Raw genomic sequence first — 12,897 nt, forward strand, 5'->3', positions numbered from 1 at the left:
TTTTATTAAAAGAATGACCATTTGTAAATATAAGAGATTCACTGTTCATTTACTTCATATGCAACTCTAACTCCAGACTCAATTGCCCCTTGCATCCATCCATGTGTTAATGTCGTATGCTCTCCTGCAAAATGTACTTTTCCAGATGGTGGTGTAATATACGGAAATAACTCGAGCTCTTGGCCTGGTTCGAAAGCTGTAAATGCACCGCAAGAATACGGATTTTTACTCCAGCTAAAAGATGTTCCAGTGACAAACTCACTATAGACGATGTCACCGTATATTTCCGCTAAATTTTTTAATGCGTACCGAATACGATCTCTTTGCGGGAGACTATCCCATGTTAACGCCTCATCTGCCCACGTATAACTTGCTATAACGATAGCTGGTCCTGGAGTATGAATGCCATAACTCGGATAGTATGTAAACCGTATCGGTAAATCAGTAATAGATTTACCGCCACACTGTCCCGCTTTCTCCCAAAATCTACTTTTAAACTCTATTGCAATTTTAGTTGCAGCAATATAATTTAATTCACGAATTGCTCTTTTTTTAAAATAAGAGAATAAATAGTATGGCTGAACTTCTACAAATCTTAACGCTGAAAATGGAATTGTAATAATAGCAAAATCACTTGTTATTGTAAATTGCTCTAACGTTTGTTCATGATTTCCTTGTAACATTACTTTATTATCTTCTTGTATAATTTTATCAACCTTATACGGCATTAAAATATGTTCCCTTAATTGTGGTAAGAATGCATTCGATAACTTATCCATTCCACCAGTTATTTCATAATATTTCGTTGTTGAAGTAAAGAAAATCATTTCACGTAATACTTCAATTAAGGACATTCCCATATAAGCTTCCATATCAAGAAGTACCCCAATCATATCTATCGCACCATCTGAATAATACTCCATTAAAAATGAACCAAGCGAATACGTTTTATACTTTTTTTCAACGATAAGCCAGTTTTTATCAGGATCCTTCTTAATGTAATTTAGTATTGGTTCTAATACTTCAATCATTAGCTCTTCTGCCGTTTTTCCTCTTTCTTTATCCAAAACCGGATATTCAAGTACACTTGGATCATTTTCAAACACATTCAATCTCGTTTGAATGTTATTCGTATAAATGATATCTGCAAAAGTTTTATTTATAAAAAGGTTTAAAGGTAGTTTAAATTTATGAATATACGCTAAGGTTAACTTATGGGTGTCAGGGATTCTCATCGGTCCCGCATTAAAATATAAACCCACACTAAATGGTTCCCGAATCGTATACACTCTGCCACCTATTCTGTTATTTGCTTCTATAATCGTTACTTCGTGCCCAGCCTCTTTTAATAAAGAACCTGCAACTAATCCAGAAATCCCTGCACCTGCAATCGTAATCCGTTTTGGGTTATTCTTTTTAACAAGCCCTGCATGAATAATATGAAGCATTTCTTCCATTGCTAATGGATTCCCCATGCCATTTCCCCTTTTACAAAGGATTTTACTGAATTATATTCGGTTCACTGAATTCCTATGTTTTGTTCGCGGATTTGCACGGATACATTTTCAAATACTTGAATATCTTTTATAAAATGTAATAAACTAGATATGACTCTATAGAAGTAAGACGTATTATCTTACATAATAAAATCAATGAAATTGCGAGGAATTTTGAAATGAAAAAAGGTATTAACCGTGTTGTATTAGTAGGAACAGGAGCAGTTGGATGTAGTTATGCTTACTGCATGATTAACCAGGCTGTAGCTGAAGAATTTGTTTTAGTCGATGTAAATGAGGCAAAAGCTGAAGGGGAAGCAATGGACTTAAGTCATGCTGTTCCATTCGCACCAGCTCCAACTAGAGTATGGAAAGGCAGCTACGAAGATTGTAAAGATGCTGACCTTGTAGTTATTACAGCTGGATTACCACAAAAACCAGGCGAAACACGTTTAGATTTAGTTGAGAAAAACGCTAAAATCTTCAAACAAATCGTTCGCAGTATTATGGATAGCGGATTTGATGGCATCTTCTTAATCGCAACAAACCCTGTAGATATTTTAACTTACGTAACTTGGAAAGAATCTGGTTTACCGAAAGAACGTGTAATCGGTTCTGGTACAACGCTTGATTCCGCTCGTTTCCGCTATATGTTAGGTGAGTACTTCGATATTGGTCCACACAACATTCACGCTTATATTATCGGAGAACACGGCGATACTGAACTTCCAGTTTGGAGCCATGTTTCCGTTGGTATCCAAAAACTACAAACACTGCTTGAAAAAGACAACACGTATAATCAAGAAGATTTAGACAAAATTTTCATAAACGTCCGTGATGCAGCTTACCATATTATTGAGCGTAAAGGCGCAACTTATTATGGTATCGGTATGTCACTTCTACGTGTTACAAAAGCAATTTTAAACGACGAAAATAGTGTATTAACTGTATCAGCTTACTTAGAAGGTCAATACGGTCAAAAAGATGTTTATATCGGGGTACCTGCTGTTTTAAATCGCGGCGGTGTTCGTGAAATTTTAGAGGTTGAATTAAGTGAAGATGAAGAATTAAAATTCGACCACTCTGTTCAAGTATTGAAAGAAACAATGGCTCCGGTTCTTTAATTAAGATAAAAAGCAATCCAATTTATTTTGGATTGCTTTTTATTTTCATTATCTCCTATGACTTTTTAGTGATTTTCTATCATTTCTTATTTTTTAGTCGCATCCTCATTATTTATATCAAGTACATCTAATAAAAAGATAAAGATTGGTATCCCGATAATAAGCCCCCATATTCCAAGGAAATGCTCTGAGAAGATAAGAATCATAAATGTGTAGAATATTGGTAAATTTGTTTTTGCAGACATAAACTTCGGATTTAAAAAATAACTTTCAAGAGCATGGATTACTGTTATGAATACGAGTATGTATACTACGTACATAACTCCGCCTACGTTGTAAGCAATGATACAAAGTGGAAACAAAGAAATAATCACACCTGCAACAGGAATCAACCCTAGTAAGAAAATCATAACAGCTAATACAAGTAGCTGTGGAAATCCTAAAACGATTAATGCAATGACAGTAAGAATACAATTTACAACGGCAATTAAAAACTGAGCCTCAATTACTTTGCCGAACGATCTTGCAAATCTTTCACCAAAATATGCAATTTCTTCATAAAAGATTTTTAACTTACTATCTTTAAACTTTGATGTAAATGTAATAATACGCTCTTTTTCTAATAAGAAAAATAAGCTTAAAATTAGAGATAATAATATTTGCAAACTTACCTTCCCTATATTTGCTATTGATTGATATATGACGTCTACACCTTGTTCTATATATTTTGATACTTCCATCCCATTAATTGTCGAAAGTGCATATTTAACGATTTCATTATCAGGTGGATTTTGAAAAACAGTTTAAATTGATAAATTAATTGTGAAATTTGTATCGTCAGCACAGGTAAATATTTATATAATGTTGTGCCTATAAAGGAAACTAGTATTATATATAAACATGCAATAACAATTTTCCGGTTTACTTTCAATTTTCTTGAAATAAAACGTTGAAATCGATCCATTAAAAACGTCAGTATAAACGTAATTAATATTAAATTAATCATACTTTTAATGCGTATAATACAAGCGCTACTATTATTAAAACGAGAAACCGTTGAAACCCTCTACTTCGAAAAAAACTCTTTACTTCATTCATTAAGAATTAACCTCCCCCTTCAATGGATGGAAATTGAATATATTACATTTTATGAACTCCTATAGACAATCTTTCTTACTAATTGAGAAGAATCCTTCTTTTCTTTTCATATTGTTAGATTCGTTTAACTGGAATCCACCAACATAATTTCGGTGGCAGTTATTTTTCATATAATCTTTTATAAACTAGGTGATTTTCTATTTTTGGACTGCTGTTCATACGCATATCCAATATTGAAAAGCTCTTTTTCACCAAACTGTTTCCCTACAAACACTACACCGATTGGTTCTCCATTTTTATCATATCCAGCAGGAACCGCTAATTCCGGATAACCAGCTACAGCTGATAGAAGGACTTCATCGTTATTAATCATAACTAGAGCATCCAAACCTTTTTCTACTAAATACCTATCTAGCTCTTTTCTTGCATTTTCTTGACTCGTTTGCACTACGTTTTCAAACTCTTCTTTCGTTATAGCAGATTTTTCAGACCCTTCAATTAATGTTTGTCCGTATTTTATTCGTCTTTTACTATCCTTTTTATTAAACGCTATAATCTCTTCTAACGATTTTACCGGTACATTCTTTTGCTGTGAAAGATAGTCGTTTACATTATGCTTGAACTCATATTCTAATGTTTGCAAATTATCTACACCCTCAGCACTTAACTGGATATTATCAGTTAATATCGCACCTGCATCTTGAAGGTCTTTTCTAATTTTTTCTACTACTACTTTTCTATTTTCATCTTGTTGGTCTACAGAAAAAAGAAGCCCTATCTTTTTCCCTTTTAATCCATCTATTGATAAATCCTTTGTATAATCAATTCTTTCTTTATCTTTCATTTTTTCTGTCATAACATCTTTTTCGTCATAACCTATCATTGCATTAAATAACGTTGCTACATCTTTTACTGTTCTTGCCATAGGTCCTGCTGTATCAAGAGTTTCAGCTAATGGAATAATTCCTGTTCTACTTACCATACCTAAAGATGGACGTAACCCAACTACTGATTGCTGCGCCGCTGGTGCAACAATCGATCCCGTCGTTTCTGTTCCAATTGCAAGCGGCGCAAAATCTGCTGCAACTACTGTAGCAGATCCTGAACTTGATCCTGAAGTATCGAATGTAATCGGACCGTACGGGTTTAAATTTTGTCCTTTCTTCCCGCTATACCCGCTTGGCATTGTAAAAGATAAATAGTTCGCCCACTCAGACATATTCGCTTTTCCTAAAACAAATGCTCCTTCTCCTTTCAACTGCTTCACAATTGTTGCGTCTTGATCTGCAATCCAATCTTTTAATACATAAGTTCCTGCACTAGTCGGCATCACTTTTTCCGTCTGTACATTATCTTTTACAACGACAGGAATACCATATAAATTCGAATTTTTGTTTCTACCCCGCTCTTGATCTAACTTTCTTGCTTCTTCCATCGCATTAGGATTTATCTCTGTAACAGAATTTAATGTTATTCCATTTTGATCATGTTCTTGTATTCTAAAGAGATAAATACTCGTTAATTCTTCATATGACAACTTTCCATCATCAATCATTTTTTGAAGCTCATCTACAGTCGCATTTACGACTTCTCTTTCTTTTATCTTTACATTTTCTATATTGATTCCTTTAAGCTGATTATGTATCGGTTGTAGCACTCTTTCTTTATCATATACAATACGCTCAGGTTCCTTTGGAAAATAATTTTTATACACGTAATATCCGCCGGCACACGCTAATAAGACAATGCCTCCAGTGATAGACAGCGTTACCTTTACCCATTTCTTCATGTTGCTTCCTCCACTCTATAAGATGCTTAGCTATACAAAAAAGAGAGTTACCTTTTACTTAACTCTCTCCAATCAAAATGCTAAATGAAAAAATGAAAGATTTCAATCTAATTACTTCTTTTTTTGCATTTGCTTTGCTAACATTTCTTTCACTTGATTATACGTTAATCCTGAATTTTTATTTAAACGCTTTACTTCCTCAACATCAGTACCTACCACTGTATATTTTTTCTCATCATTCATTTTTCTAATTCCCTTCTCACCGTATTATTTCTTATATTTCTTCCCTAAATGCGCATAAATTAACACCACTACAAAAAAGGAAGCTGTTTTTAAGCACAGCTTCCTTCTCGTTACATATTGTATTTCTTAATAAAATTTCACTACATCTTCAGTAGGCAAGAACGTTCTTTCTGCTGGTTGTTCGTTTGGTTCACCAAATGGCATTTGACCTACTAAGCTCCACTCTGCCGGAATGTTCCAAGTTTCTTTCACTTCAGCATCTACGATTGGGTTGTAATGTTGTAATGACGCCCCAATTCCTTCAGCAGATAATAGCATCCACACAGTATGTTGTAACATCGCATTTCCTTGATGAGACCAGAATGGGAACTGATCTTTGTATAATGGGGCATTTTCTTGCATTTTTTCTACAGTTGCTTGATCTTCAAAGAATAGAACTGTTCCTACACCTGCATGGAAGCCTTTTAGTCTTTCTACAGTCGCTTCAAAGTTTTCTGCTGGTACGCGTGCTCTTAGTGTTTCTTTAACGATATCCCAAAACTTTTCATGCTCTCCATCCATTAATACAACCATACGACCACTTTGCATATTGAAAGATGTTGGTGCGTGTAAAGCTGTTTTTAACACTTCTTCAATTCTTTCTTTCGTAATTGCATCGTTTTTTGTTACTTTACGAATTGAACGGCGGTTCACGATTGCTTCTTTTAAGTTTGTTGTAGTTGCTGACATTTTAATTCCTCCAAATGTTTGTTTTATAATTTATTTTGTTATTTCATAACAAGCGAATTAGCAATATCCATCGGTATTACATTGCATACCTTCAAATGAATTTGTTTTATCCTTTTCAATTTCTTTATCAATGACCCTTTCTAGTGTTTCTTTACTAGCAAGCCCTTGAATGACTTCATCTCCAATCATGACAGTTGGAACAGCCATAATATTCGCTTCATCATATGCGTGTTGAATTGCTTCTTGATGCTTTTCTTTATATTTACGAGTTACTAAAGCATCTTTAAATTCCGCCTCAGGAAGTCCTACTTCTACCGCTAATTTTGTTAACACATCAATATCTTCAATGTTTTGCTCCTCTTGGAAAAATGCTGTGAATACGCGGTGATGATACTCATTACCTAGTCCACGTTCTTTCGCAAATTGACATCCTTCGAAAGCTAAATGTGTATATGGATGTGGTGAAACACGTGGCAAGCGCATATCAATTCCTAACTTCTTCGCTGTCGGAAGAATGAAAGCATCCCATGAACCTAATTTTTCTGGTTCATTCCATGGATCTATTTTTGAATATGGACTTGGACGTAATTCAAATGGCATCCATTCAATCTCTACATCTTTCTCTTTCGCTACCTCATCTAATGGACCTTTTGCTAAAAAACAAAACGGACATATAAAATCTGAGTATACTTTCATTTTTACAGTCATAACTTTTACACCTTACCTTATCGTTGTAATCAAATAAGTTACATTAATGATAAAAAAATATAAATATTATTTAAGCATTCATTTTTTCTTGCAAAGTTTCAAACAACTGCCCCATCGTAATATTTCTCAAAACTTCTTCCATCGCGGATTGTGCTTGAATTAAAATAATTTCTAACACCGCTTGAATATTCGCCCCAATTGGACAATCTGGATTCGGTTGCTCGTGAATATGAAATAGCTTGTCTTCTTCGACTACGTTCACTGCATGATACACATCTAACAATGTGATTTCATGTAAATCCTTTAGTAATCCCGCGCCACCCGGTCCACGATTTACGTAAACAAAGCCAGCTTGTTTCAAGTACGACATGATTTTACGAATGACTACTGGATTTGTATTGACACTCTCAGCCATATAGTCTGAAGTACAAAGTGAAGATGGATTGTTTTTTAAAATAGATAAAATATGAACAGCTATGGAAAAGCGGCTACTAATTTTCATCGTAATCACCACCTTGATGTAATCATTATAGTTACAACTAAAAAATAAGTCAATCCTTTTCATAGATTTTTTATAAGCAAATTAAAAAGTGCCCCATTATGATATATGAGACACCCCTTTTTATTCTGCAAATAGCGCTTGAAATTCTTCAATAAATAGCTGTACAGCGATTGAAGAATCCTTTAATGAAGGAACAGCTAAAGCAATTTCTCTCCATACTTGCGGTTCCAATTCTCTCGTTTGCACATTCTGTGGTAAATTCGTTAAAGATAATTCAGCTAATATTGCAATGCCTAATCCTTCTTGAATCATATTTAAAGCTGTAGTAACGGTAGAAATTACATACTCAGCCCGAAGTGGTACGTTGGCTTGTTTAAACATATCAATGATGGGTGGTTCGTATCCGCCCTTACATAATATGATCGGTTCATTCTCCAAATCACGAATTGTAATAGAGTCCTTCTTACAAAGAGGATGATCCTCTCTTAAGATAGCAACCATTTTTCCCTTCGTTAACGGGACAATCTCCATCTCTTTATTAGGTAAAATAACAATTCCTATATCAACAACCCTCGATATTAACCAATCTTCAACTTCTTTAATTGTTCCTTCACAAAGAACGACCTCTAAGCTCGGATACTTCTCCTTAAAATGGTTTATCATTTTCGGTAAGAAATGTGCAGAAGCACTCGGAAAACTCCCAATTCGAATCGTCCCCACTTCGTGTCCTTTCTCCATCGCAACTTCTTGTTCAATCTTCTCTACACCGTTCAAAATCTCTCTAATATGTACAAGAATTCTGTTTCCTACATCCGTAACGAGTAATCCTTGTCGTTTATCACGTATAAGAATCGTAACTCCTAACTCTGACTCAATACTTGAAATGGCATGACTTACAGCTGGCTGCGTCATATTTAACACCCTGGCAGCCTTCGTAAAACTACCTAACTCAATAGTTTTTATTAATACTTGCAGTTGTGTAATAGTCATAACTAATCACTTATACTCCTTATAAAAAAGATTCATTTTATTTATTACATTCGATATCATATCATAGTGAAATGAATAACAACAAGGAGGTCTTACCGTGACACAGCTTTCTCGAACTAAGACGGCCATAATCCTTACCTTTCTCGTTTTCATGTGGGGAATCAATTGGCCTTTATCTAAGTTTGCCCTGCATTATACACCACCCGTTTTATTTGCAGGCGTTCGAACTTTAATTGGAGGATTCATTTTACTCCTTTTCGCTCTACCCAAATATAAAGAATTACATTTAAAACAAACGTGGCATTTATACGTTATTTCTTCTTTACTTAACATCATTATATTTTACGGGTTACAAACTGTTGGTCTTCAATATATGCCTGCTGGGTTATTTTCCGCCATTGTATTTCTACAACCAGTTTTACTCGGTATTTTCTCGTGGATATGGCTTGAAGAATCAATGTACGGCTTGAAAATTTTCGGGCTTGTTCTCGGATTTATTGGTGTAGGTGTTATTAGCTCAAGCAGTTTAACAGGACATATTTCTGTTATTGGAATCCTTCTCGCGTTAGGATGCGCTATTGGCTGGGCACTTGGCACAGTATTCATTAAGAAGACTGGTCACCGTGTGAATGCCATTTGGATGGTAACAATTCAGCTTCTTATCGGTGGTCTTTGTTTAATCGGATTTGGCTCAGAATTTGAAAGTTGGTCTAGTATTGCTTGGAGTATGCCATTTGTTAGTGTATTACTCTTTATTTCATTCTTTGTTATTGCAATGGGGTGGCTTGCATACTTCACACTCGTTGGAGCTGGTGAAGCGAGTAAAGTAGGGGCTTATACATTCCTTATTCCCCTTATCGCTATTATTGTAAGTTCAATCTTCTTACATGAAGCCATTACAATGAGCTTATTTATTGGCCTATTATTTATTGTTGTGAGCATTTGTTTTGTAAATATAAAGCCGAAAACACTTGCTGTAAGGCAGCAGGTTGAAGTGAAATAAATATGAGAAAGAGCCTACTATTTGTAGGCTCTTTTTTATATCTTATTTTTTACGACGCACTACAAAAACACACGCACCTACCGAAGATACAATTGCCAAAATAGATAAAACAATCGCTATAAATTGCATATTACTGGTACCTTCATTCTTTTCTACATTAGATACTTCACCATGTTCTCCTGTTAATGACGTACCTTTTGCAATTGTAGTAAGTGAATGCGGTTTTTCAGCTTTCTCATCGCCTGTCCATTCAACAATTTCTCCGTCTTTATATTGTTGATATGCATCCCAAGCTATTTTTTGTTCTTTATCCGGATTTTTAGCGACGAAAGTAAATCGCTGGAACTGACCGGGTAAAATCCCTTCTCCTATTGCTTCCCATACTACAGTTTTCACTTTTCCGGCATTATCTTTCTGCTCTTCCATTTTCCACCCTGGCACTGGTTCATACTGTTGGAATTCCACACCAGACGGTATTTTCAGTGTAACTTTTGTTGTTGCTATATTCTTTTCAACTGGTACTTTTATCGTGTAAGTCTCCCAAGAACCGATGTCAGAAGTTGCTGGCTTCACAGTAACGTGCGCACTAACAGGTAACGAAAACATTCCCATTGTAATTGCTGTTGCGATCATTGTTGTTCCTAATTTTTTTATACGTTCCATTTTCAATTAGCTCCTTTTTATCTATACCTACTCTTTATCCCGCTATTCGCCGGGTAGCCCAATTGATGAGGGCTGCTTAAAGTTTCACTTTATCTGCCACCTACAATAAATTTATAATCCGTATCGAAGCTATCAAGCGATTTCGTTAATCCATGTACTTGTATATTCCAGTTTCCTGTCATGTTAATATACATACCTTCTGCTTCATATTCTCCCGGTGAAACTGCCGAAACTTTAAATGATCCTTTTCCCATATTCATATCTAACGATTGAGTCGTTAATATAATTTGTTCCATATCAGTAACGGGTTGTCCGTTCTCATCCTTTAAAGTAATATGGAATATATTTTGTCCTACTCTATTAGGACTTACATTTAGCGTCATTTCATATCCATTATCTAATTGTTTACTCTCTGTAAAAGGTCCAGTAGGAGGCATCGGTGGTGTTTGTACGTTTGTCATAAAAGCTACGATGACGAAAATGATAATTCCAATGATAAACTCTACTTTCACCGTAGCACCTAATCCTTGCTCCGCTCTCATTTTCCCTTTCACATAATGAATAATTCCCAATATCCCCATGAAAACGAATAAAAGTATCTTTGCTAGTAAAGCTAATCCATACTTCGTATCAAATAACGAGTGGATTGTTGGAATAAAAAATGTACTGTTAAAAAGACCTGTTATTAAAATCACAATGACAGCGCATGTTGCCCACGGTGAAAAACGCTTAATCATATCCCAATACATATTCCATTTGTTATCCTCTTTACGTAACAGAAGAATAATAGATGATAAACCACCAATCCATAATGAAGCTGCGAATAAATGTAAAAAATCCATAACAACAGCAATATCTTTAAACTTTAAACCATATGCGTGACTATTAAATGCTTTCATAACAAGTATTCCAATAAACAGCACTATTGGAATACTCCATACTTTAAAAGACGATAGCTTCTCACGCCTCATCGCAAAATACGTAACGATTATAAGCGAACTAATGAGAACCATTTGAGTAATCCAAACATAACTAAAAACAGAAAGCTGTAACGTTTCTTTTAATAGTAAAGGATTGAATGCTTCTAGCCATGAAACATCAGCATTTATTTTCGCTTGCAGTGGTAGATTGAATAACAAGCTAGTAAATATCCCTAATAAGGAAATCCATATTATGTTCTTACTCCTTGATCGAACCGAGGTTGCATTCCCTTTATACATAATAAGATTAAAGAATAGCACTCCTATAAATAGTGAGAAACTTGTATATAAAATTCCACGTTCCATGATCATATCAATTTGCGGAACATACCCCATCTCTTCCACTTGTACATCGTCTGTTTCCGCTTCCGCTAATCCAATACGGAATGGAATAACCCCTTGAATTGGATGTCCATCAGCTGAAATAGCTTTCCACTGAATAGAGTAGAGACCATTTTTGAGGTTTTCTTTTAATCCGGCTTCTAATAGTTTTTTATTTTTTTTATCAATATGAGCATCTTTTAAATCGACCCTTTTACCTGATGTATCTCTCACGTACAATGTATTAAAACGTGAAACTTGTATGTCCTCATCGAATTCGATTTTTACAACAGATGGTGCTTTCTTCAATGTTTCATTTTCAGTAGGGTTTGATTTCACAACGTACGCATGAGCAGATGCACTTTGCGGGATCAATATGATAAGCACACACACAAGTAATAACAATGTCCCTAACCTTTTCATTACTTTCACACTCATTTCACTTCTTTCTTCCTCATTGCTCTATTTTCATTACTTTAACTTCCAAAGTTTGATTCTGGGCAAAATATTAACCTGATTAAATATAAACTTCTAGAAAGTATAACTCTTTATTTCTCTTCCACCTCTAAACTTCCAATATAATAGTAACTATTATGATAGATACAACTTACATTTTTAAAGCCGATTGTTATTATATCATAAAATATATTTATGTAAGTTATCAAAGAAGAAAAGTTATCGTGAATCATTTGTGAAGAAAATGTGAAATACATAAATAAAAAGGTATTACGTTATTACGTAACACCTTTAAAAAAATATCCCTCTTCTATTTCTCTTCCGGATAATCACAATACTCGATAATCGTTCCTTCAGTATCCGCTGGGTTAAGATAAATTAACCTTCTACCGTGCTTATTAATGCGTAGTGTATGCTCTAATGTCCGAATACCTTGTTCTTTTAACTCTTCTAGAGCCACATCTAAATCATCGACACGATACGCAACGTGATGAACACCTTTACCTTTTTGTTTAATAAAACGGGCAATTGGAGATGTCGTATTATTCGTCGGTGCAAGTAATTCAATTCTATCTCCATCCACTTCAAGAATGGCTACTTCGCTTTCCACACCAGGAACTTCACTTACGTAACGATCTATTAAAGTTCCTAGTAACACATTTTCATAAAAACGTATCGTACTATCTATATCACGAACTGCGATTCCGATATGATCAATTGTTTTTTTCATTTTATTTCCCCTACTACTTTATTTTTTCTCATTATTAATAGTAACAAAAAAAGCTATAGAAACAA

The 12,897-nt window shown here is 34.7% G+C and carries 12 protein-coding genes and 1 pseudogene; 2 read left to right on the top strand and 11 right to left on the bottom strand.

Annotation, left to right across the window (positions count from 1 at the left end):
• Positions 1-38: 38 nt before the first annotated feature.
• Positions 39-1,475 (bottom strand): flavin monoamine oxidase family protein, encoded by a 1,437-nt coding sequence (locus tag IQ781_RS06100; RefSeq protein WP_000528002.1) that lies wholly within the window; start codon positions 1,473-1,475, stop codon positions 39-41.
• Between the two features lie 200 nt (positions 1,476-1,675).
• Here IQ781_RS06100 and IQ781_RS06105 point away from each other — a divergent pair, with 200 nt between their 5' ends.
• A complete protein-coding gene (locus IQ781_RS06105; RefSeq protein WP_000715321.1) occupies positions 1,676-2,620 on the top strand; it encodes an L-lactate dehydrogenase in 945 nt (314 codons plus the stop codon).
• Positions 2,621-2,706: 86 nt separating this feature from the next.
• Here the strand turns inward: IQ781_RS06105 and IQ781_RS06110 are convergent.
• The 7 genes and pseudogenes from IQ781_RS06110 to IQ781_RS06135 all read right to left on the bottom strand — a co-directional run bounded on the left by IQ781_RS06110 (position 2,707) and on the right by IQ781_RS06135 (position 8,679).
• A pseudogene (locus IQ781_RS06110) lies at positions 2,707-3,718 on the bottom strand (AI-2E family transporter).
• 178 nt (positions 3,719-3,896) lie between these two features.
• The gene (locus IQ781_RS06115; protein WP_063219858.1) at positions 3,897-5,507 is read right to left on the bottom strand and encodes an amidase family protein; all 1,611 of its coding nucleotides are present in this window, start codon (positions 5,505-5,507) and stop codon (positions 3,897-3,899) included.
• A gap of 111 nt (positions 5,508-5,618) precedes the next feature.
• Entirely contained in the window at positions 5,619-5,750 is a 132-nt protein-coding gene (locus IQ781_RS28150) for a hypothetical protein (RefSeq protein ID WP_000997344.1), read from the bottom strand.
• Positions 5,751-5,876: 126 nt separating this feature from the next.
• Entirely contained in the window at positions 5,877-6,479 is a 603-nt protein-coding gene (locus IQ781_RS06120) for a nitroreductase family protein (RefSeq protein ID WP_001277021.1), read from the bottom strand.
• A 57-nt stretch (positions 6,480-6,536) separates the two neighbouring features.
• Positions 6,537-7,187, bottom strand: coding sequence for a DsbA family oxidoreductase (locus IQ781_RS06125; protein WP_000216673.1), 651 nt, complete (start codon positions 7,185-7,187; stop codon positions 6,537-6,539).
• Between the two features lie 70 nt (positions 7,188-7,257).
• Positions 7,258-7,689 carry an Rrf2 family transcriptional regulator gene (locus IQ781_RS06130; protein WP_000704073.1) on the bottom strand — a complete coding sequence of 144 codons (432 nt, stop codon included), beginning with the start codon at positions 7,687-7,689 and terminating at the stop codon, positions 7,258-7,260.
• 120 nt (positions 7,690-7,809) lie between these two features.
• The gene (locus IQ781_RS06135; RefSeq protein ID WP_000156743.1) at positions 7,810-8,679 is read right to left on the bottom strand and encodes a LysR family transcriptional regulator; all 870 of its coding nucleotides are present in this window, start codon (positions 8,677-8,679) and stop codon (positions 7,810-7,812) included.
• 97 nt (positions 8,680-8,776) lie between these two features.
• Between IQ781_RS06135 and IQ781_RS06140 the strand changes: the two genes are divergently transcribed.
• Positions 8,777-9,682 carry a DMT family transporter gene (locus IQ781_RS06140; protein WP_063219857.1) on the top strand — a complete coding sequence of 302 codons (906 nt, stop codon included), beginning with the start codon at positions 8,777-8,779 and terminating at the stop codon, positions 9,680-9,682.
• 42 nt (positions 9,683-9,724) lie between these two features.
• Here IQ781_RS06140 and IQ781_RS06145 read toward each other — a convergent pair whose 3' ends face one another.
• The 3 genes from IQ781_RS06145 to IQ781_RS06155 all read right to left on the bottom strand — a co-directional run bounded on the left by IQ781_RS06145 (position 9,725) and on the right by IQ781_RS06155 (position 12,832).
• Entirely contained in the window at positions 9,725-10,345 is a 621-nt protein-coding gene (locus tag IQ781_RS06145; RefSeq protein ID WP_048538801.1) for a YcnI family copper-binding membrane protein, read from the bottom strand.
• 89 nt (positions 10,346-10,434) lie between these two features.
• Positions 10,435-12,084 carry a copper resistance CopC/CopD family protein gene (locus IQ781_RS06150; protein WP_000114308.1) on the bottom strand — a complete coding sequence of 550 codons (1,650 nt, stop codon included), beginning with the start codon at positions 12,082-12,084 and terminating at the stop codon, positions 10,435-10,437.
• Positions 12,085-12,412: 328 nt separating this feature from the next.
• Positions 12,413-12,832 carry a VOC family protein gene (locus IQ781_RS06155; protein WP_063219856.1) on the bottom strand — a complete coding sequence of 140 codons (420 nt, stop codon included), beginning with the start codon at positions 12,830-12,832 and terminating at the stop codon, positions 12,413-12,415.
• Positions 12,833-12,897: the final 65 nt, after the last annotated feature.

The sequence above is a fragment of the Bacillus sp. N447-1 genome (assembly GCF_022701035.1).
GTDB lineage: Bacteria > Bacillota > Bacilli > Bacillales > Bacillaceae_G > Bacillus_A > Bacillus_A cereus.

Excerpts from the sequence above, each read along its gene's own strand:
- IQ781_RS06100 (WP_000528002.1), bottom strand. The coding sequence starts at position 1,475 with ATGGGGAATCCATTAGCAATGGAAGAAATGCTTCATATTATTCATGCA.
- IQ781_RS06105 (WP_000715321.1), top strand. The coding sequence starts at position 1,676 with ATGAAAAAAGGTATTAACCGTGTTGTATTAGTAGGAACAGGAGCAGTT.
- IQ781_RS06115 (WP_063219858.1), bottom strand. The coding sequence starts at position 5,507 with ATGAAGAAATGGGTAAAGGTAACGCTGTCTATCACTGGAGGCATTGTC.
- IQ781_RS28150 (WP_000997344.1), bottom strand. The coding sequence starts at position 5,750 with ATGAATGATGAGAAAAAATATACAGTGGTAGGTACTGATGTTGAGGAA.
- IQ781_RS06120 (WP_001277021.1), bottom strand. The coding sequence starts at position 6,479 with ATGTCAGCAACTACAACAAACTTAAAAGAAGCAATCGTGAACCGCCGT.
- IQ781_RS06125 (WP_000216673.1), bottom strand. The coding sequence starts at position 7,187 with ATGACTGTAAAAATGAAAGTATACTCAGATTTTATATGTCCGTTTTGT.
- IQ781_RS06130 (WP_000704073.1), bottom strand. The coding sequence starts at position 7,689 with ATGAAAATTAGTAGCCGCTTTTCCATAGCTGTTCATATTTTATCTATT.
- IQ781_RS06135 (WP_000156743.1), bottom strand. The coding sequence starts at position 8,679 with ATGACTATTACACAACTGCAAGTATTAATAAAAACTATTGAGTTAGGT.
- IQ781_RS06145 (WP_048538801.1), bottom strand. The coding sequence starts at position 10,345 with ATGGAACGTATAAAAAAATTAGGAACAACAATGATCGCAACAGCAATT.
- IQ781_RS06150 (WP_000114308.1), bottom strand. The coding sequence starts at position 12,084 with ATGAGTGTGAAAGTAATGAAAAGGTTAGGGACATTGTTATTACTTGTG.
- IQ781_RS06155 (WP_063219856.1), bottom strand. The coding sequence starts at position 12,832 with ATGAAAAAAACAATTGATCATATCGGAATCGCAGTTCGTGATATAGAT.